Genomic DNA, 19,245 nt, shown 5'->3' on the forward strand with positions numbered 1-19,245 from the left:
GGGCTTTGCTGTTGGGCTAGAACGGGCCGTGATGCGCGTGTCGGCAAGGCGCACCGAGGGAAGGCGTGCGCAGGCACGTCGACCGAGGAGCAACGCGGCCGACGCGCCATCACGGCCTGTTCAGAACAGACGCAGGGAGTCGTCCTCGGTACCCTTCATCTCCTCGTAGTCGAGGATCAGACAGCGGAAGCCACGGTCCTCGGCGAGGACGCGCGCCTGCGGGGTGATGGTCTGCGCGGCGAAGATGCCGTGCACGGGGGCGAGCAGCGGGTCGCGATTCAGCAGCTCGCAGTATCGGGTGAGCTGTTCGACGCCGTCGATGCCACCGTGGCGTTTGATCTCGATGGCGACGTGTTCGCCGTCCGCGTTGACGGCCATGATGTCGACCGGGCCGATGGCGGTCGGGTATTCGCGGCGCACGAGTTTCGCGCCGTCGCCGATGCGGTGGATCTGTTCGGCGAGGTACTGCTGCAGATGGTCCTCGACGCCGTCCTTGACGAGACCGGGATCGACGCCCAGATCATAGCTTTCGTCCGAATACACGTGGTACAGCGTGACTTCCAGGATGTCCGATGACTTGTCCGCCGTGACGCGCAGCACCTTCTCGGGCTGCGGTGCGGTTGCGTCCGCCGCGTCTGCATCCGTCGCGTCCGCGCCCTTCTCCCCCGCTTCCGGGACGATTTCGCGGATCGTGCAGGGGGCGCTCATCCAGTTCAGCGGCTTGTACGAGCCGAGTTCGGAGAAGATCAGCAGGCTGTTGTCCGCCTTGATGAGCAGGACGCGCCTGGCGAACGGCAGGGATGCGTTGAGTCGTCCGGAGTATTCCGCCGAGCAATCGGCCACAAGAATGCGCATAACGGCTCACTGTACCGCATCCTCCCCACCCCACTCACCACACCTCACCCACAACCCACTCACACCCCCGGCGCAACTCCCATGGTGCGGTAAAACTCCCATGGTGCGGTCGCCGAAAACCGCATGATTCCGGGGATATGGAGAAAGTGTGTTGCCGCACCATGGGACGAAAAAGCCCTCTTCGGGATTCCTTGAATCCTGAAGAGGGCTTTAGGACGCCGAGGTCAGCGGGTCAATGGGGACCCGGTCACTGCTCGGGACCGGAGTACTGCACGTCGTGGCCGCGTTCGACCGCGACGGTCAGCTTGTTCGAGTCGAAGGAGATGAATCCGTCGGTCACCTCGAACGTGTGACGGGCATCGTCGGGCTCGACCACAGTGAGCGTACCCTGCTTGATGACCGTGAGCACCGGCTCATGGTTCGGCAGGATGCCCATGCCGCCTTCGGAGGCGGGGATGGTCACGCTTTTCGCCTCGCCGTGCCACACGGGGTGGTCGGCCGCGACGATGTTCACCTTCATCGTGGTCTTTTCCGATCCTGCCATCACGCACCCAGTTCCTTCTGCATCTTGTGCCACTTCTCCTCGAGGTCGTCGATGCCGCCGATGCCGGAGAACGCCTGCTCCGGGACGTCGTCGTACACGCCGTCGCAGATGCGGGTGAAGGCCTCGATGGTCTCGTCGGCCGGCACGTAGGAGCCCGGGCGACCGGTGAACTTCTCGGCCACGTAGAAGTTCTGGCCGAGGAACTGCTCGATGCGGCGGGCACGGTTGACGGTGGTCTTGTCCTCTTCGGAGAGCTCGTCGATGCCGATCAGGGCGATGATGTCCTGCAGCTCCTTGTTACGCTGCAGAATCGCCTTGACGCGGTTGGCGCACTCGTAGTGCTTCTGGCCGACGTAACGCGGATCGAGGATTCGCGACGTGGAGCTCAGCGGGTCCACGGCCGGGTAGATGCCCTTCGAGGCGATGTCACGGGAAAGCTCGGTCGTCGCGTCGAGGTGGGCGAAGGTCGTGGCCGGGGCCGGGTCGGTGTAATCATCGGCCGGCACGTAGATGGCCTGCAGCGAGGTGATGGAGTGGCCTCGCGTCGAGGTGATGCGCTCCTGAAGCGCGCCCATCTCGTCGGCCAGGTTCGGCTGGTAGCCCACGGCGGAAGGCATACGGCCCAGCAGCGTGGACACCTCGGAACCAGCCTGCGTGAAGCGGAAGATGTTGTCGATGAACAGCAGCACGTCCTGGTTCTGTACGTCGCGGAAGTACTCGGCCATGGTCAGTGCGGTCAGCGGCACGCGCAGACGGGTGCCCGGCTGCTCGTCCATCTGGCCGAAGACCAGGGCGGTCTTCTCGAGAACGCCGGCCTCGTCCATCTCGCCGATCAGATCGTTGCCCTCACGGGTACGCTCGCCGACGCCGGCGAACACGGAGACGCCGCCGTGGTTCTGCGCCACGCGCTGGATCATCTCCTGGATGAGGACGGTCTTGCCGACGCCTGCGCCGCCGAACAGACCGATCTTGCCGCCCTGCACGTACGGGGTCAGAAGATCGATGACCTTGATGCCGGTCTCGAACATCTGGGTCTTGGACTCCAGCTGGTCGAACGCCGGCGGGTTGCGGTGGATCGGCCAACGCTCGGTCACGGTGATGGTCTCGTCCGGCTTCTTGTTGAGCACGTTGCCCGCGACGTCGAAGACGTGGCCCTTGGTCACGTCGCCGACCGGCACGGAGATCGGCGCGCCCGTGTCGAACACGGAGGCGCCGCGCACCAGGCCGTCGGTCGGCTTCAGCGCGACGCAGCGCACGGTGGAGTCGCCGAGGTGCTGTTCGACCTCGAGGGTGATCGTGGTCGACTTGGCCTCGCCTTCCTCCTTGGCGCCCGTGTTGACGATCGTCACCTTCAGGGCGTTGTAGATGTCGGGCAGATGGCCCACCGGGAACTCAACGTCGATGACCGAACCCTGGACTCGGGTGACGCGTCCGTGAATCGGCTCGCCGTTGCTCTCGGAAGCCACAGTGGTCTGATTCTCAGCCATAGTGCGTTCCTACTCTTCCTTTGTATTCAGCGCGTCGGCGCTGCCGATGATCTCGGTAAGTTCCTGCGTGATCGAGGCCTGACGCGAGGCGTTGAGCTTGCGCGTGAGATCGTCGATCAGATTGCGTGCGTTGTCCGTAGCCGTGTGCATGGCGTTCTGACGGCTCGCCGTCTCGGAGGCGGCGGCGGTCAGCAGGCACTCGTGGATGCGGGACTGGATGTACTTCGGCAGAATCGCATCCAGCACCTCGTCCAGGCTCGGCTCGAAGGCGTACAGCGGCGAGACGTCGTCCGAATCGGAGGACTCCTCCTCGGATGCGCGCGCCGTCGGCGCGCCCACGATCTCGACGGGCAGCATGCGCAGCACGCGCACCTTCTGGACCACCATGTTGATGAACTCGGTGTAGACGATGTAGAGTTCGGAGACTCCGCCCTGGTCCGCCGGCTTCATATAGGCGTCCATCAGGGCGTTGGAGATCGTCTCAGCGATTTCCACGCCGGGCTGGTCGGTGTCGCCCTCCCATGTGGCCGCGACGTCGCGGTTGCGGTACTTGTAGTACGTCGAACCGCGACGCCCGTACACGAACAGCTCCGGCTTCTTGCCGGCATCCTCGAGACGAGCCAGCAGCGACTCGGTCTCGCGGATGATCGAAGAGGTGTACGGGCCGGCCATGCCACGATCCGAGGTGAGGGCGAGAACGGCCACGCGCGGGTTGTTCTCGTCCTTCACCGCGATCGGATGCGTGATATGGGTGTGTGCCACCAACGCTTGCACGGCATCGAAAATCGCATCGGTGTACGGCTTCGCGTTCAAGGCGACGTCACGGGCCTTGGCGATGTGCGAAGACGCGATCATCTCCTGGGCGTTGAAGATCTTCTCCAACGACTCGGTGGAGTGGATGCGTGATTTCAATGCGAGTTGCGAGCCCATGGCTTACTTCTCTCCCGCCACGATCTTTTCCTGCTCGACCGGAGCGGCCTTGGACACGTCCGGCTTCTTGTCGACCAGCGGCTTGCCGGTGGACGACACGAAGGTCGCACGGAACGCATCGACGGCCTTGGCCAGCTCCGCCTCGGTGTCGGCGGTGAAGTCCTCGGTCTCGCGGATGGTCTTGAGGATGTCGGTGTTGTGATCGAGGTAGTCCAGCAGACCCTGCTCGAAGGGCAGCACGTCCTTGAGCTCGAGGTCGTCGAGCTTGCCGTGGGTGCCGGTCCAGACGGACACGACCTCCTGCTCCATCGAGTACGGATGGAACTGCGGCTGCTTCAACAGCTCGGTCAGGTGGGCACCACGGGTCAGCTGGGCCTTGGACGCCGCATCCAGATCGGACGCGAACATGGCGAAGGATTCCAGCGAACGGTACTGCGCCAGGGAGATCTTCAGCGTGCCGGAGACCTTCTTGAGAGCCTTGGTCTGTGCGGCGCCGCCGACTCGGGAGACCGAGATGCCGACGTCCACGGCGGGACGCTGGTTGGCGTTGAACAGATCGGACTGAAGGAAGATCTGGCCGTCGGTGATGGAGATCACGTTGGTCGGGATGTAGGCGGACACGTCGTTCGCCTTCGTCTCGACGATCGGCAGACCCGTCATCGAGCCGCCGCCGAGGTCGTCGGAGACCTTCGCGCAGCGTTCGAGCAGACGGGAGTGCAGGTAGAAGACGTCACCCGGGTAGGCCTCGCGCCCCGGCGGACGACGGAGCAGCAGGGAGATCGATCGGTACGCCTCGGCCTGCTTCGACAGATCGTCGAAGACGATGAGGACGTGCTTGCCGTTGTACATCCAGTGCTGGCCGATGGCCGATCCGGTGTACGGGGCGATGTACTTGAAGCCGGCGGAATCGGAGGCCGGGGAGGCCACGATGGTGGTGTACTCCATGGCGCCCGCGTCTTCGAGGCTCTGCTTCACGGAGGCGATGGTGGAGCCCTTCTGGCCGACCGCGACGTAGATGCAGCGCACCTGCTTCTTCGGATCGCCGGATTCCCAGTTCGCCTTCTGGTTGATGATGGTGTCGATCGCGATGGCGGTCTTGCCGGTCTGGCGGTCGCCGATGATGAGCTGGCGCTGGCCGCGGCCGATCGGCGTCATCGCGTCGATGGCCTTGAGGCCGGTGGATAGCGGCTCGTCGACCGGGTGGCGGTGCATCACGTCCGGAGCCTGGGCTTCGAGGATGCGGCGGCCTTCGCTCTTGATCTCGCCGAGGCCGTCGATCGGCTTGCCCAGCGGGTCCACGACGCGGCCGAGGTAGCCGTCGCCGACGGGCACGGAGAGCACTTCGCCGGTGCGGCGCACTTCCTGGCCTTCCTCGATTCCAGCGAAATCGCCGAGGATAACCACGCCGATCTCACGGGCGTCAAGGTTGAACGCCAGGCCGAGCGTGCCGTCTTCGAACGTCAGCAGCTCATTGGCCATGCAACCAGGCAACCCCGTCACGTGCGCGATGCCGTCACCGGCCGTGGCGACATAGCCCACTTCCTGGGTGGGAGTGTCGCTCGGCTGGTAGGACGACACGAAGTCGTCCAAGGCCTTGCGTACCGAGGCGGGATCGATGGTCAGTTCTGCCATGATCACTCCTTCATTTGGTTTCTTGTTCAGTGCAAGTCTTTGCTTGTGTGTTCAGCCGTGCGGCGCTTGCGGAGGCCGATGGCCCCGCCCGGCGCACGCGGGCCTGTCAGTCGGTGCTCAGTTCGTGCCGGCCTTCACCGTGCGGTGGAGATGTTCGAGCTGCGCGACCACGGTGTTGTCCGTGACCTCGTCGCCGACCTGGATGCGCATGCCGCCCAGCACGGACGGGTCGACCACGGCGTTGATGTGCACCGGGCGTCCGACCTTCGCCGTGTAGATCTTCACCAGTCGCAGGATCTGCTCCTTCGTCAACGGGGTGGCGGTGGTCACGGTGACCATCGACTCGCCCATGTGGCGGGAGAACTTGTTGATCAGCCACTGGATGGTCTCCAGATAGCGGCGACGGCGCAGGTTGCACGTGGCGTGCTCGGCGAGACGCATCGTGACCTTGTTGAGGCCCTTGCCGCCGAACAACTCGCGGAACAGCGCGACGCGCGCCTGGCTCGTGGCCTGGTCGTCGTACAGCTTGGCGCGCACGACCGGCAGGGTCAGCAGCGCCGAGTTCAGCTGGGACAGCTCGATGGACACCTTGAGCGTGGCACCGGTGGCGTCCGCGTAGTACATCATCGCGTCGACGCCGAAGTCCTCGACGGCGTTCGCGATGTGGCGGGCCTTGCTCCACTGGCGACCGACCAGATCGGTCAGGATCTCCATCGTCATCGGGTGCACGCGGTCGCCGACGATCTCCTTGAGCACGGCCACCTTGTCGGCGACCGGACGGGACGGGTCGGTCAGCGCGCGCTCGAGCGCGATGTTGTCATCCAGCACACGGGTGATCGTGAACAGTTCGTTGCCGATCCGCCACGCGTCCTCACGGGTGTCGCGAAGCTTCGGGGCCAGCGAATCACGCGACTCGCGGTCTGCAATACGAGATGCCTCTCCTCGCATGGTCACCTCCCTTTCTCGTTGCGGATGTTCACTTCTTGGCGTCCAGATCGTCGAGCATCGAATCGATCATCGACGACTGCACGTCCTTGTCCTCGAGCTTGGCGCCGAGGATCTTGCCGGCCAGCGCGGTTGCGAGCGTGCCGACCTCGCCCTTGAGGGAGACGAGGGCCTGCTGCTGCTGCGATTCGAGGGAACGCTGAGCGTTGGCGGTGATCTGCGCCGCATCGGCCTCGGCGCGGGTGCGCGCGTCGGCGACGATGTGGGAGGCTTCCGCACGGGCGTCGTCGCGGATCTTCGCGGCTTCGACGCGGGCTTCGCTCATCTGGGCCTCGTACTTGGCCTTGGCCGCGTTGGCGTCCTTCTGGGCCTGCTCGGCCTTGGCGATGCCACCCTCGATCTTGGCGGCGCGCTCATCGAACACGGCCTGGAACTTCGGCAGGAAGAACTTGTAGAAGAATACGGCGACGATGACGAGGATGATCAGCGACCACACGATGTCATAGGTCTCAGGCAGGAACAGCTCGACGCCGCTCGCGGCTTCAGTCACCATAACGTCTTCCTCCTTTCATGTCCTTGGAGATTCGTTTCGGATGGGCTATCGATCACTGGAAGATGAAGGCGGCGACGAAGCCGAGCAGCGCCAGCACCTCGACGAACGCCAGACCAAGGAACATCAGCGTCTGCAGGCGGCCGCCGAGCTCGGGCTGGCGGGCCGTGCTCTCGATGGTCTTGCCGATCAGGATGCCCAGACCGATGCCGGGGCCGATGGCCGCGAGGCCGTAGCCGACGACGTTCAGGTTGCCCGCAACCGCAGCGAGGGTAACGATATCCATGGTTGTTTCCTTTCTGGTTATTGCCGTGATAGCAACAGTTTGTTGTCCCTGGGTCAGTCGGCCTCGGGGAAGCTCATATTGATGTACGCGGTCGTCAGGATCGCGAAGATGTAGGCCTGCAGGCAGGCGACCAGCGCCTCGAACAGGAACATGAACATGCCGGCGGCGAAGGTGATCACGCCGAACGGGGCCATCGCCTTGTTGGCGATGTCGATCAGGAAGAACTGGGTGGCCGACAGGCACAGGCCGAGGATGAGGTGGCCGGAGACCATGTTGGCGAAGAGTCGGATCGTCAGCGAGAACGGGCGGATGACGAGCAGCTCGAGCAGCTGGATCGGCGACAGCAGGATGTAGATCGGCGCGGGCACGCCCTTCGGGAAGAGCTCGTCACGCAGGAAGTGGCCGAGGCCCTTCTCGCGGATGCCGGCGATCCAGTACTGGCAGAAGCACCACATGGCGAACACCAGCGGCAGCGTGATCGTCGCGGAGGCGGCGATGTTGAAGCCCGGGATGATGCCGCACAGGTTGAACACCAGCAGCGTGCAGAACACGGTGGTGACCATCGGCACGTAGCGCTTGCCACGCACCTCGCCCATCACCTGGTAGACGATCTGGTCGCGCACGAACTCGATCAGCCATTCGACCGCGCCCTGCCAACGGCCCGGGATCAGCTTCACGCGGTGCGCGGTGATGCCCAGCACAATCAGCATGATGATGGTCGCGAGAATGCGGACCAGGATGATTCGGTTGATGGCGAACGGGGTTCCCTGGAACAGCAGTTCCGGAGGGAGAAAATCGTCGATGCTCGGGTACTCCGGTTGCGTGGCACTCGCCAACGTCAGCGAGTTGAGTGCAGCACCAATCATTCGCGCCTCCTGCTTCTTCTAGTCAGGTGTCAGTTTAGACCAACTGGGTCGGCGAATGTGACGTGTCGATGAATTCGTCTTCCGTCTTCCCTCTTCGGAACCACCGGCCTCGGCATGGGGTCGGGCCGGCGTCGAGCTCCGAAATTGACTGATTGCCGATTATTGGCCGGTCTTGGGACAAAACCAAATGGCCGCCACATCGGCGTGTTGTCGTATTACATCGTTGGAACGACGCGGGTTTCCGGCTTTTTCAAGCGGTTTTCCAGAAGTAATCCGTTGCCATATTGTGACCATTTACCAGACCAAATAATGGACGTTCACTGTCCGCATCGCAAGCAGGCCGGCTCCGAAGCAACCCGAAATCGGCCTTGGATCAGCCCCGGATCACCCCGTAGCCGTCGTGCGCGAACGGCGCGAAACCGTCCTTGCGGGGTCCGCCCGGCTCATGCCGGATCGACCGGTCCGTGCCGAGCCGCTTCTCGGCCCGCAGTTCCGGCACCTCCGTCAGGTCGTACGGCGTGGTCTGGTACACCCAGTTGAGCCAGTTGCGCCACAGCAGGTTCGCGTGCGCGCGCCACGCGAACAGCGGCTCGATCGACGGGTCATCGTGCGGGAAGTAGTTCTTCGGGAACGGCACGTTGCTCATGCCCTTCGCCATGTCGCGCTCGTACTCCTCGGCGAGCGTGTACTTGCCGTACTCCCAATGCCCGAGCGCGAACACCTCGGAGAAATCGCGCGTGGCGATGAGCCCCGGCCCCGACTCCGGCCCCCACGTGAGGATCTGCAGATCGGGGTTGGCGCGCACATCGCGCTCGTCCACGCCGGCGAGGCGCGAGTGCGGCTGCAGCGCGATCTCGTCGAAGCCGTTCGTCAGGAAGCAGTATTCGTCCTGCAGATACTGCGGGAACACGCCGAACACCTTCTCGGCGTAGTCGACCTTGCGCACGCCGTAGCGCCGGTAGAGCGCGCCCATCGCGCCCCAGCACAGGTACATCGTGGAGAACACGTGCGTGGACGCCCAGTCGAGAATCGTCTGGAACTCCTCCCAGTAGTCCACCTCCTCGAACGGCATGTGCTCGACGGGGGCGCCGGTGACGACGAAGCCGTCATAGTAGTTGTCGGCGAACGCGTCGAGGTTCTCGTAGAACTTGAGCAGATGGTCGGCGGACACGTGCGTGGCCTCGTGCGTCGAGGTCTTCATGAAGTCGACCTCGACCTGCAGCGGGGATTTCGAGATGAGACGCAGCAGCTGGGTCTCGGTCTCGATCTTCTTGGGCATGAGGTTCAGGATCACCAGCTTGAGCGGGCGGACGCGTTGACGCTCCGCCTCGGGCTTCTCAAGCGCGAAGATGCGCTCCGAGTCGAGGATGGCTCTGGCCGGCAGGCCGCTGGGAATCTTGATAGGCATGTCTTCATTATGGCCATAACGCGGATTTGCCGCACGTCGCAGGCTTCCCCGACGCCATACTTCTTTCTTATCGCGGATTATCAACCCCCGCCCCGCGAACCACGCAAACGCGACACGCCGATAGCGCTCCGATTTGACGTATACCGATTCGCCGGTATCTTAGATAGAGCTGTCGCAAAGACAAGCCGACGCGGGGTGGAGCAGCTCGGTAGCTCGCTGGGCTCATAACCCAGAGGTCCATGGTTCAAATCCATGCCCCGCTACCAACAGAAAACGCTAGGAATCACAACGATTCCTAGCGTTTTTCGTTTTCCGAGCCGGGCGCTTGCCGGGCAGATACCCCCTCAGCCGGCTTCGCCGCCAGCTCCCCCTGAAGGGGGCGCAAACCGCTGGTCACCCTTCAGAGAAGCAGTCCACTGTAGGTGGGCCGCCACGGAGGCGGACCTCTGCTACAGGCTCCGGCGCTTGATCACGGCGAGGATGAACGCGCCCACCGCGAGCGCGGAGATGCCCACGCCGAACACGAATCCCACGTTCACGCCGGTCTGGGGCAGCGGTTCCTTCGGCTCGTCCGGTTTGCACTCCTCCTCCACCGGTTCGCACGGCTCGTCGGGGTTGTCGGGTTCGCATGGCTCGACCGGTTCCTCGGGCTCGCACGGCTCCTCGGGTTCCTCCGGTTCGCATGGCTCGACCGGCTCATCCGGTTCGCAGGGTTCCTCCGGCTCCTCCGGTTCGCACGGCTCCTCGGGCTCGCACGGCTCGTCCGGCTCCTCGACGGTTACGCGCGTGTGCTCCCATTTGTCGTCGTAGCGGCTGGCGGCGGGCATCACGCGGTCGTCGCCGGCGAATTTCCAGACGAACACGTACCAGCCGTGGCCGTCCGCCTTGATCTCGACCGGATTGCCGTGCGCGTCGGGCGATCCCGCTCCCACGCGGATCCGCCCGTTGACGGCCGGATACTCCCAGGTGCCCACGAGTCGGTGGTTGGCGTCCTCGGCGGGCTCCTCGGCACCCTTCGGCTCGTATGCGTCATCGTTCGCGGGATCGTCCGGGTCGCCGGACCACCAGACGCTCACCTGCGCGAGCGGCTGGTCGGCGCCGATGCCGTAGGCCTCGTCGCCGGCGAACGTGCCGTGGTCGTCGGGGAATCCCTTCACCGTGATCGTGTCGCTCAGGTGCGAGCCGACCTGCGCCGCGTGCTCGGTGACGGTCGATTCGACCTCCAGCTTCGCGCGGTTCGAGTTGCTTTCGGTCGCGTCGAGGAACGGCGTGACCACGTCAGCGAGCACGTATTCCTTGGCTTCGTCGCTCTGTTTCGACGCGTCGATCGCCCACACCCAGGTGCCGAAGCCGCCGCGCGCGGGCGCGTGGTACGGCTTGCCGTCCTTGCCGGTCGCCTTCGCGGTCACCTGCTGTCCGGCGCCGGTGAACGTCGCCTCGCCTTGGGCGGCCGGCTCGTAGCCGCGTCGTTTCACGCGCGCGAGGAAGTCCTCGACGCTTTCGCCTTCCTTCGGTTCCATGCGGTCGACGAGCCGGTCGGCGGGGATGTCGTCGAAGTACCAGCCGTCGGCGACGAGCTTCAATCCGTCCTTCCAGTGATCGTCGTCGCCGGCCACGCCGGAGGTCACCTGGTCGCCGACCTCCTGCCCGGCGTCGACGATCTTCGCCGCGGTGACGGTGGCGAGCGTCGGCGTGAAGTCCTTGCGCACGCGGAAGGCGACGCCCACGTTGGACACGCTTTCCTGCTTGCCGAATCCGATGTAGTCCTGGTCGCTGACGAACTGTTCGATGCGCGGACGGTCGTAGCTTGAGTGGACCTTCACCTCGCCTTTGCCGGTGGCGGTCCACGTGTGCCGTATCGGTTTCAGATCGGTCACGCCGCTCACGACGGCGCCCGCCGCGCCGCCGTCGCCCGCGTCGAACCGCGCCGGGCCTTCGATGCGCAGTTCGTAGCGGATGCCGGCGATGCCCTGGCCGCCGGCGTTGGTCACCTGCACGTCGACCCATCCGTTGCGCACGCCGTCGACCGTTTCGGATTCGACGCGGATGCCCATCGGCACGCGCGCGCCCGCCTCCTGCCACAGTTCGGCGGCCCGCGCGTCGAGTCCGGGATGCCGTTGCAGGATCGCCGCGTAGTGCCGTTGCCATTCGCCCGGATCCGCGTCGAAGTGGTCGTGCACGAGGATGCCGATGGCGGCATGGGTGCGTGCGTCGCGGTTCTCCCGATAGTGGTCGGCGAGCCATCCGATGCGTCTCGCCGCCTCGCCGTCGTCGCGGATGTGCGACGACGAGTAGCTGGTTCCGGCGGTCTTGCCGGCTTCCATGCAGTAGACGAGGCGTCCGTCGGCGGTTCTGGTGATCGCGCCGATCCGTTGCCCCTTCAGCGTGCCCACGTCGTATTCGAGATACGTGTTCACCGGCGCCCAGCTCATGCCGCCGTCGGCGAGCGCCGCGGGTACGCCGACGGCCATCATCGTCATCATCGCCGATATGGCCGCGATGATCGCGGCGAGACTGGGGCGCTTCCGTGCGCGCGTCTCACCATGCGACCCGAGATTCGATTCGTCGGTCATGCTCGTGTCCTCCCTGTCCTGCGCCCCGATGGGGCGCTGCTTGTTCCCTACGTCCGCCCTCGTGCCGGGGCCGTCGGACGGATGCGTTCATGTTCGCGGAAACGGGCGGCGCGCACCCCGTTTTCCGGGCCTTGTGGTCGGAGCCCCCGAGGCCGGGCGTGTTGTGGATAAGTTCAAACGTTTGCTTGTCCACATTCCGCCGATTCGGGGCGCTTCCCGCGACGGTCGTCCACAAACGTTGTCGCCCGTCCACCGGGTTATCCACCGCGACGGGCCGAAAAGGCTGTATTTCCGGCACACCCGCCCCTACAATGGGTGCCGTGGCACATCCAAGGTCGCGTGGCCGCAACATTGCGCTGCGGTCCGTGCGATACGTGTGAGAAGTAAGGAGGAGGTCGCCATGTCGAAGACGACCAACAGCGATACGAACAACGCCGTGGCCGATACGAAGTCGGAGGATCACGAGGCGGCAACGGCGGAGAAGGGCGTCAAGACCGCGAAGACCACGAGGAAGAGGACCACCACGCGCCGCCGCAAGGCCGCGAAGCCGACCCAGGTCGAGGTCACCGTCGTGGGCGAGACCCCGGCGCAGTCGATTCCCGTCACCGAACCGGGCCAGTTCGGCCGCATCAACATCATGGACGTCACGCCGAACGAGGAGCGCGGCGTCTACCCGGCGCGCGTCGAGCTGGGCGAGCCGTTCGAAGTCACCGCGCAGGTGTTCATCGAAGGCCGCACGAAGGTTGGCGCCACCGCGGTCGTGCGCAACCACCGCGGCAAGGAGATGCAGCGCATCCCGATGACCTGCGCCAACCCGGGTCTCGACCGTTGGGCCGTGACCCTGACCTGCGGCGAGCATTCCGACGTGAAGCCGTGGGAGCCGGAGTTCGCCCAGATCAAGCGCCAGCTTGGCGAATGGTCCGTCACCGTCGAGGGCTGGGAGGACACCTACCGTTCCTGGCTGCACGACGCCGCCATCAAGGTGAAGGTGAACGACGACGTCGAGAACGCGCTGATCTCCGGCGCGCAGCTGCTCGACCGCTGGGCGCACACCCCGGACGCGAAGCTCAAGGCCGCCCAGCGCAAGGTGCTCGAGGCCGCCGCGAAGACGATGGCCGACGAGACCCTCTCCCCCGAGGATCGTCTCGCCGCCGCCACGACCGCCGAGGTCACCGAGCTGCATGAGACGAACCCGCTGCGCGACGGCCTGTCGGAGAGCGCCCCGCAGCGCTTCCTGGTCCAGCGCCCGAAGTCCAGCTTCGCCGCCTGGTACCAGTTCTTCCCGCGTTCCGAGGGCGCGTATGTGGACGAGGAGACCGGCAAGATCGTGCAGGGCACGCTGAAGACCTCCGTCTCCGGCCTGGAGCGCGCGAAGGCCGAGGGCTTCGACATCGTGTACCTGCCGCCGATCTTCCCGATCGGCCACACGAACCGCAAGGGCAAGGACAACTCCCTCGTCGCCGGCCCGGACGATCCGGGTTCGCCGTTCGGCATCGGCTCCGAGCTCGGCGGCCACGACACCGTGGACCCGCTGCTCGGCACGATGGACGATTTCAAGGCCCTGTGCGCGAAGGCGCATGAGCTGGGGCTGGAGATCGCGCTCGACTTCGCCCTGCAGTGCTCGCCCGACCACCCGTGGGTGAAGGAGCACCCGAACTGGTTCCGCACCAAGCCGGACGGCACGATCGCGTTCGCCGAGAACCCGCCGAAGAAGTACCAGGACATCTACCCGATCGACTTCAACGCGGACATGCCGGGCATCGAGCGCGAGGTCGAACGCATCATGGACCTGTGGGTCGAGGCGGGCGTGACGATCTTCCGCGTCGACAACCCGCACACGAAGCCGGTGCGCTTCTGGCAGGACGTCATCGCCGCGGTCACGAAGAAGCACCCGGAGGTGCTGTTCCTCGCCGAGGCGTTCACCCGCCCGGGCATGATGCGCGCGCTGAGCTACGTGGGCTTCACCCAATCGCACTGCTACTTCCCGTGGCGCAACACGAAGGAGCAGCTGGAGGAGTACCTCGGCACCACGAACGGCGACGACGGCTACTACCAGCACAACACGTTCTGGCCGACCACGCCGGACATCCTCACCGCCTACGTGCGCGACAACGGCATCGCCGGCCACGCGGTGCGCGCGGTGCTCGCCGCGATGGGCTCGCCGAGCTGGGGCATCTACAACGGCTTCGAGCTGATCGAGAACCAGCAGCGCGACGGCTTCGAGGAGCAGCGCAACAACGAGAAGTACGAGATCAAGGTGCGCGACTGGTCCGAGGCGGACAAGTTCGGCATCGCCGAGCTGCTCACCTCGCTCAACCGCATCCGCCGCGAGCATGTGGAGGCGTTCAGCTACCACAACCTGCACGTGCTGGAGACCAGCGACCCGAACATCGTCGCGTTCGCGCGCCACACGCCGGCGAACCTGACGAAGTCCGGCAAGCCGGAGACGCTGATCGTGGTCGTCAACCTCGACTGCCACAACGCGCATCAGGCGATGGTCCACTTCGAGATGCCGGAGTTCGGCGTCGATCCGAAGTGGGGCGCGCATCTGCGCGACGAGCTGACCGGCCGCGACTTCGCCTGGGGCTGGGACAACTTCGTCTCGCTCGCCCCGTGGGCGGATGTGGCGCACGTGTTCAGCGTCGTGCACGAATACGGCGAATGATTCCGCCCGCCGCGTGTTTCGCGGTAAGGTGATTAGCGAACAACAACCAATCAAGGAGAAACCGAAATGGCTGAAACCTTCAACGTCGTGGTCGAGATCCCGCGCGGTTCGAAGAACAAGTACGAAGTCGACCAGGAGACGGGCCGCGTCTTCCTGGACCGCGAGCTGTTCACCGCCATGGGCTACCCGGACGACTACGGCTACATCGAGGGCACGCTGGGCGAGGACGGCGATCCGCTGGACGCGCTCGTCATGGTCCGCAACTCCGTGTTCCCGGGCTGCGTCATCGAGTGCCGCGCCGTGGGCCTGTACCACATGGAGGACGAAGAGGGCGGCGACGACAAGGTGCTGTGCGTGCCGGCCGATGTCCGCTACGACGACATCCAGGACGTCAAGGACGTCAACGAGTACCACCTGAAGGAGATCAAGCACTTCTTCGAGCAGTACAAGGCCCTCGAGCCCAACAAGGAAGTCCTCCCGGGCGACTACTGGACCGGTGCGGACGTCGCCGAGAAGGAAATCAAGGAAGCGCGCGAGCGCCTTGCTGAGGCGTCTAAGTGACAGTCCAGTGGACTGTCACTAGCCGAAGTGAGCGGCTTGCCGCGAAGCACGCGTGAAACGCGTGACGCGAAGTGATTTCGCGTGATTAGGCTCCCCTTGCAGGGGAGCTGGCCCGCGAAGCGGGACTGAGGGGTAGTCGGATCAAGCATCCACTACCCCTCAGTCGTCTCCGACGACAGCTCCCCTGCAAGGGGAGCCGGTTTCACTGGAGCTACATGCCCCATCGAACGACGACGGCCCTTCTGCAAGGGGAGCCGAAAGACCGGCATCGGTATATAATCGAATACCGTAATTTCACCTAGGCGTAGGCGGCGTGTGGGAACGCTGGTCGAGGCCCATCCCGTGGTGACGGCCATCGGGCCGCCGGGGGATGAACCATTCACGCACACACCATGATTTCGATGATTATCCAATCGTTGCTGATTTCCGTTTCCGTTTCGATGGACGCGTTCGCCGTGTCCATCGGCAAGGGCCTGACCGTGAAGAAGGCACGGTTCATCGACGCCCTGAAATACGGCCTGTGGTTCGGCGGGTTCCAGGCGCTGTTCCCGCTGCTCGGCATCTTCGCCGCCTCCGCGTTCGCCTCCTACGTGACGAGCGTGGACCACTGGATCATCTTCTTCCTGCTGGCCGTGATCGGCGGCAACATGATCCGCGAATCGTTCGAGGAGGACGAGGAGAACGCGAAGGAGACGCCCGAATTCGACTGGAAGCACATGCTGCCGCTCGCCGTGGCGTGCAGCATCGACGCGTTCGCCGTGGGCGTGAGCCTGGGTCTCATGAAGGTCAACATCGCGTTCACGGTCGCCGCGATGGGCGTGGTGACCGGCCTGTTCTCGATCGCCGGCATCTACATCGGCCGCGCGTTCGGCGCCCGCTGGCAGAAGCCCGCACAGATCGCCGGCGGCGTGGTGCTGATCCTCATCGGCGTCAAGGTGCTCCTCGAACACCTGGGCATCATCGCGTTCTGAGCTCGGACTTCGCTGCCTCCCTCTGACGAGGGAGGTGTCATCGCGAAGCGATGACGGAGGGAGAGAAGAAGAGCGGCCGTAGGCCGCGGGGGAAACTGAATCGGCCTCCGGCCGATGCCTTGTCTCCCCCGCGGCCTACGGCCGCGGTCTCTCCCCCACCCGGCTTCGCCGGGAGCCCCCTCGTCAGAAGGGGCCGGATGCGGATAAGCCTCAACCGACGATCTGCAGGAGCAGGGCGGCGGCGAAGACGACGAGACCGTAGAACATGACGGGCAGCAGTGCGACGCCGATCCAGGGGGCACGCTGCGCCGGATCCGGATCGAGCTCCCTAAGCCACCATACGGAGGTGTAGGCGAGCACGAGCGCGAACAGCACCATCACCACGACCACGCCGGCGAACAGGCCGTCGGACACCCTGAACCCGCCGGAGACCACGTACGGGATGAAGTACCAGCCGGCGAGCGAGATCGACGCGGCGCCGCCGGTCACGCAATGCGACAGGGCGCGGATGAGATGCGAACGCTCCTCGCGCAGCATCTGCCGTCCGAACGAGACGATGGTGAGCACGACGAGCAGGCCGGCCACGGCGGCCGCCCAGCGAATCTCGTCGGAGTTCGCGTCGAACAGGGCGCCACGCGCGTCATCCTTCACCATGAACAGTCCGCCCGCGGCGGGGAACGCGACGAACACCAGCGACAGCGCGCCGGCGATGATTCCGATCACCCGGTCCACGATCGTCGCGCGGAACGGCCAGAACACGTGGAACAGCACAAGCGCCACGGCCAACAGCACGATCACGGCCATCTGCGCGACGATGCCGGCTCCCGCGCCGGCCAGCCCCCACACGGCGCCGACCACGATGAGCAACGCGTACGCGAGCGCCTGCACGCCGAGCATCGCCCCGCGCTTGGCGTTCCACTGGCTTACGGCTTCACCGGTCATACCAATCCACTCCCGAATCCACAATGCGGCCTCTTAACTGCACCAATCCTACCCGCCGCGGCGGATGCCGGGCCGCCACCCGCCGGACATCCGCGCAAGCTCCCGCCGCACGCCGCCGAACCCACGGCACCGCACGCCGGCCATATCCGCGACCGCATCGCAGACGCCATCGCATAGTGGACATGACCACATGGTGGATGCATCCCCGCCCCGATTTCCCCCGTTTTCGCATCGGTTTTCCCATCCCGGTCCGCGTCGGAGCAGCCGCCGACCCCCGGAAACGCAACGTTTTCCGCACGCATATTGCCGCTTGTTGTCACAGAAGTTAACATCATGTGTCCCATCTGTGCGCGTACAATGAGGCGCAGAATTCGTAAGGGTCTCCATCACGAATCTCCGATTCGGTGCGCCACACCCGTCTCGGTCATTCCCGCAATGGTCGCCTTCCATCTGACAAGGCCCGGCCCGCGCCGGAGCCCGATACAAGAGAGGGGCAAGACGTGACTGATCTGACGTTGATGACGTTCGCAAGCAACCCCGCCTCCGTGCTGCCGTCGCTCGCCCTGCTCTCCCACCGCGTACGCGTCCTGCCGATGGACGCGGCCAGTCTGGTGAAGATGCCGGAGAACACCATCCTGTTCCTCGACGCGCGCGACGATCTGGCCACCGCGAAGACCCTGTGCAATCTCATCCACGCGTCCGGCCTGTCCACGCCGATCGTGCTGATCCTCACCGAGGGCGGCTTCACCGTCGTCAACTCGCAGTGGGGTATCGCCGACGTGGTCGTCGCGACCGCCTCCCCCGCCGAGGTCGAAGGCCGTCTGCGCCTCGTCTCCGAACGCGGCAACGCACCTGCCGCGAGCGCGAGCACGGCCGCGGGTGACAAGGGCGTGACCACGGAGGACGGCCAGATCCGTTCCGGCGACCTCATCGTGGACACGAACGGCTACACCGCCTCCCTGCACGGCCGCCCGATCGATCTGGCGTACAAGGAGTTCGAACTGCTCAAGTATCTCGTGCAGCATCCCGGCCGCGTGTTCACGCGCGCGCAGCTGCTGCAGGAGGTGTGGGGCTACGACTACTACGGCGGCACGCGAACCGTCGACGTGCACATCCGTCGTCTGCGCGCCAAGCTCGGCGGCGAATACGAGCATCTCATCGGCACCGTGCGCAACGTCGGCTACCGTTTCGATCCGCCGGACGAGGAGTCCGAGGAGTCGGCCGCCAAATCCGCCGCGCGCAACGCGCCGAAGGGCGAGTGACGGTCCGCGCCGTCATCGATCATCCGAGCGCGATCATCCCAATCACCCAAAGCATCCGATATGCCACGTGAATCAAAGCGGGCCCGCATCGCCCGCATGCACGGCGAATACGCGATCCTCACCGGACTGTTCCCCGAACCGAAGTGCGCACTCGATTTCTCGACGCCGCTGCAACTGCTCATCGCGACCGTCCTGAGCGCGCAGACCACCGACAAACGTGTCAACACGGTCACGCCGGAACTCTTCGCCCGCTACCCGGACGCCGCGGCGCTGGCCGTCGCGAATCCCGAGGACGTGGAGGACATCATCCATCCACTCGGCTTCTACCGGTCCAAGACGAAGCATCTGCTGGGACTCGCCGCCGCGCTCGACGAGCGTTTCGGCGGCGAGGTGCCACGCACGATGGCGGAACTCACGAGCCTGCCGGGCGTGGGCCGCAAAACGGCGAACGTCGTGCTCGGCAACGCGTTCGACGTGCCCGGCTTCCCCGTCGACACGCACGTGATGCGCGTGACCGGACGCCTGCGCTGGCGCAGCGACTGGCGCGACCGTCACCCCGATCCGGTGGCCGTCGAGAAGGAGATCACCGCGTGCTTCCCGCCCGAGGAGTGGACGGATCTGAGCCACCGGCTCATCCTGTTCGGCCGTGCGGTCTGTCACGCGCGCACGCCCGATTGCGCCGACTGTCCGCTCGCCGCCACCTGTCCGTCCGCACCGTCCGTCGCGTAGCCTCCCGCTCCTTCCGCTCCCGCCGGCGGACTTCCGCGT

General features: G+C 65.2%; 17 protein-coding genes and 1 tRNA gene. 6 read left to right on the forward strand and 12 right to left on the reverse strand.

Going from position 1 to position 19,245, the window contains the following annotated elements; translation table 11 throughout:
• Positions 1 to 120 precede the first annotated feature (120 nt).
• From nucS to AC1AYX_RS06165, 10 genes are all read right to left on the reverse strand, one after another.
• Positions 121 to 855 carry an endonuclease NucS gene (nucS, locus tag AC1AYX_RS06120; RefSeq protein ID WP_476502684.1) on the reverse strand — a complete coding sequence of 245 codons (735 nt, stop codon included), beginning with the start codon at positions 853 to 855 and terminating at the stop codon, positions 121 to 123.
• Between the two features lie 247 nt (positions 856 to 1,102).
• Positions 1,103 to 1,399 carry a F0F1 ATP synthase subunit epsilon gene (locus tag AC1AYX_RS06125; protein ID WP_034528884.1) on the reverse strand — a complete coding sequence of 99 codons (297 nt, stop codon included), beginning with the start codon at positions 1,397 to 1,399 and terminating at the stop codon, positions 1,103 to 1,105.
• Complete coding sequence (gene atpD / locus AC1AYX_RS06130; RefSeq protein ID WP_034528882.1) at positions 1,399 to 2,886, reverse strand: F0F1 ATP synthase subunit beta; 1,488 nt, start codon at positions 2,884 to 2,886, stop codon at positions 1,399 to 1,401. Before atpD ends, AC1AYX_RS06125 begins: the two co-directional genes overlap by 1 nt.
• A 9-nt stretch (positions 2,887 to 2,895) precedes the next feature.
• Positions 2,896 to 3,816, reverse strand: a complete 921-nt coding sequence (locus tag AC1AYX_RS06135) for a F0F1 ATP synthase subunit gamma (RefSeq protein ID WP_476502685.1) — start codon at positions 3,814 to 3,816, stop codon at positions 2,896 to 2,898.
• 3 nt (positions 3,817 to 3,819) lie between these two features.
• A complete protein-coding gene (gene atpA / locus AC1AYX_RS06140) occupies positions 3,820 to 5,448 on the reverse strand; it encodes a F0F1 ATP synthase subunit alpha (protein ID WP_476502686.1) in 1,629 nt (542 codons plus the stop codon).
• Positions 5,449 to 5,565: 117 nt separating this feature from the next.
• Entirely contained in the window at positions 5,566 to 6,396 is an 831-nt protein-coding gene (locus tag AC1AYX_RS06145; protein ID WP_476502687.1) for a F0F1 ATP synthase subunit delta, read from the reverse strand.
• Positions 6,397 to 6,424: 28 nt separating this feature from the next.
• Positions 6,425 to 6,943 carry a F0F1 ATP synthase subunit B gene (locus AC1AYX_RS06150; protein WP_476502714.1) on the reverse strand — a complete coding sequence of 173 codons (519 nt, stop codon included), beginning with the start codon at positions 6,941 to 6,943 and terminating at the stop codon, positions 6,425 to 6,427.
• A 55-nt stretch (positions 6,944 to 6,998) separates the two neighbouring features.
• Positions 6,999 to 7,229, reverse strand: coding sequence for an ATP synthase F0 subunit C (gene atpE, locus AC1AYX_RS06155; protein ID WP_034528870.1), 231 nt, complete (start codon positions 7,227 to 7,229; stop codon positions 6,999 to 7,001).
• Positions 7,230 to 7,282: 53 nt separating this feature from the next.
• Complete coding sequence (gene atpB / locus AC1AYX_RS06160; RefSeq protein ID WP_476502688.1) at positions 7,283 to 8,095, reverse strand: F0F1 ATP synthase subunit A; 813 nt, start codon at positions 8,093 to 8,095, stop codon at positions 7,283 to 7,285.
• 373 nt (positions 8,096 to 8,468) lie between these two features.
• Positions 8,469 to 9,503, reverse strand: a complete 1,035-nt coding sequence (locus AC1AYX_RS06165; RefSeq protein ID WP_476502689.1) for a homoserine O-succinyltransferase — start codon at positions 9,501 to 9,503, stop codon at positions 8,469 to 8,471.
• A 189-nt stretch (positions 9,504 to 9,692) separates the two neighbouring features.
• Between AC1AYX_RS06165 and AC1AYX_RS06170 the strand changes: the two genes are divergently transcribed.
• Positions 9,693 to 9,769, forward strand: a tRNA-Met gene (locus tag AC1AYX_RS06170).
• 183 nt (positions 9,770 to 9,952) lie between these two features.
• Here AC1AYX_RS06170 and AC1AYX_RS06175 read toward each other — a convergent pair.
• Complete coding sequence (locus AC1AYX_RS06175; RefSeq protein WP_476502690.1) at positions 9,953 to 12,076, reverse strand: hypothetical protein; 2,124 nt, start codon at positions 12,074 to 12,076, stop codon at positions 9,953 to 9,955.
• Positions 12,077 to 12,476: 400 nt separating this feature from the next.
• On the opposite strand from AC1AYX_RS06175, the gene AC1AYX_RS06180 reads away from it, so the two are divergent.
• From AC1AYX_RS06180 to AC1AYX_RS06190, 3 genes are all read left to right on the forward strand, one after another.
• Positions 12,477 to 14,741, forward strand: coding sequence for an alpha-1,4-glucan--maltose-1-phosphate maltosyltransferase (locus AC1AYX_RS06180; RefSeq protein ID WP_476502691.1), 2,265 nt, complete (start codon positions 12,477 to 12,479; stop codon positions 14,739 to 14,741).
• Between the two features lie 66 nt (positions 14,742 to 14,807).
• Positions 14,808 to 15,302: an inorganic diphosphatase gene (locus AC1AYX_RS06185; protein WP_476502692.1), complete on the forward strand. Its 495-nt coding sequence runs from the start codon at positions 14,808 to 14,810 to the stop codon at positions 15,300 to 15,302.
• Between the two features lie 392 nt (positions 15,303 to 15,694).
• Positions 15,695 to 16,273 (forward strand): manganese efflux pump MntP, encoded by a 579-nt coding sequence (locus AC1AYX_RS06190; RefSeq protein WP_476502693.1) that lies wholly within the window; start codon positions 15,695 to 15,697, stop codon positions 16,271 to 16,273.
• Between the two features lie 210 nt (positions 16,274 to 16,483).
• On the opposite strand, the gene AC1AYX_RS06195 is transcribed toward AC1AYX_RS06190, so the two are convergent.
• Complete coding sequence (locus AC1AYX_RS06195) at positions 16,484 to 17,215, reverse strand: hypothetical protein (RefSeq protein WP_476502694.1); 732 nt, start codon at positions 17,213 to 17,215, stop codon at positions 16,484 to 16,486.
• A gap of 518 nt (positions 17,216 to 17,733) precedes the next feature.
• On the opposite strand from AC1AYX_RS06195, the gene AC1AYX_RS06200 reads away from it, so the two are divergent.
• Positions 17,734 to 18,477: a winged helix-turn-helix transcriptional regulator gene (locus tag AC1AYX_RS06200; RefSeq protein WP_476502715.1), complete on the forward strand. Its 744-nt coding sequence runs from the start codon at positions 17,734 to 17,736 to the stop codon at positions 18,475 to 18,477.
• Between the two features lie 60 nt (positions 18,478 to 18,537).
• On the forward strand, positions 18,538 to 19,206 hold the full coding sequence (gene nth, locus AC1AYX_RS06205) for an endonuclease III (RefSeq protein WP_476502695.1): 669 nt from the start codon (positions 18,538 to 18,540) through the stop codon (positions 19,204 to 19,206).
• Positions 19,207 to 19,245 lie beyond the last annotated feature (39 nt).

The organism is Bifidobacterium sp. LH_419, assembly GCF_056356955.1.

Excerpts from the sequence above, each read along its gene's own strand:
- atpE (WP_034528870.1), bottom strand. The coding sequence starts at position 7,229 with ATGGATATCGTTACCCTCGCTGCGGTTGCGGGCAACCTGAACGTCGTC.
- AC1AYX_RS06145 (WP_476502687.1), bottom strand. The coding sequence starts at position 6,396 with ATGCGAGGAGAGGCATCTCGTATTGCAGACCGCGAGTCGCGTGATTCG.
- AC1AYX_RS06190 (WP_476502693.1), top strand. The coding sequence starts at position 15,695 with ATGATTTCGATGATTATCCAATCGTTGCTGATTTCCGTTTCCGTTTCG.
- AC1AYX_RS06175 (WP_476502690.1), bottom strand. The coding sequence starts at position 12,076 with ATGACCGACGAATCGAATCTCGGGTCGCATGGTGAGACGCGCGCACGG.
- AC1AYX_RS06200 (WP_476502715.1), top strand. The coding sequence starts at position 17,734 with ATGACGTTCGCAAGCAACCCCGCCTCCGTGCTGCCGTCGCTCGCCCTG.
- AC1AYX_RS06125 (WP_034528884.1), bottom strand. The coding sequence starts at position 1,399 with ATGGCAGGATCGGAAAAGACCACGATGAAGGTGAACATCGTCGCGGCC.
- atpB (WP_476502688.1), bottom strand. The coding sequence starts at position 8,095 with ATGATTGGTGCTGCACTCAACTCGCTGACGTTGGCGAGTGCCACGCAA.
- AC1AYX_RS06180 (WP_476502691.1), top strand. The coding sequence starts at position 12,477 with ATGTCGAAGACGACCAACAGCGATACGAACAACGCCGTGGCCGATACG.
- AC1AYX_RS06165 (WP_476502689.1), bottom strand. The coding sequence starts at position 9,503 with ATGCCTATCAAGATTCCCAGCGGCCTGCCGGCCAGAGCCATCCTCGAC.
- nth (WP_476502695.1), top strand. The coding sequence starts at position 18,538 with ATGCCACGTGAATCAAAGCGGGCCCGCATCGCCCGCATGCACGGCGAA.
- AC1AYX_RS06195 (WP_476502694.1), bottom strand. The coding sequence starts at position 17,215 with ATGACCGGTGAAGCCGTAAGCCAGTGGAACGCCAAGCGCGGGGCGATG.
- AC1AYX_RS06135 (WP_476502685.1), bottom strand. The coding sequence starts at position 3,816 with ATGGGCTCGCAACTCGCATTGAAATCACGCATCCACTCCACCGAGTCG.
- AC1AYX_RS06185 (WP_476502692.1), top strand. The coding sequence starts at position 14,808 with ATGGCTGAAACCTTCAACGTCGTGGTCGAGATCCCGCGCGGTTCGAAG.
- atpA (WP_476502686.1), bottom strand. The coding sequence starts at position 5,448 with ATGGCAGAACTGACCATCGATCCCGCCTCGGTACGCAAGGCCTTGGAC.
- atpD (WP_034528882.1), bottom strand. The coding sequence starts at position 2,886 with ATGGCTGAGAATCAGACCACTGTGGCTTCCGAGAGCAACGGCGAGCCG.
- nucS (WP_476502684.1), bottom strand. The coding sequence starts at position 855 with ATGCGCATTCTTGTGGCCGATTGCTCGGCGGAATACTCCGGACGACTC.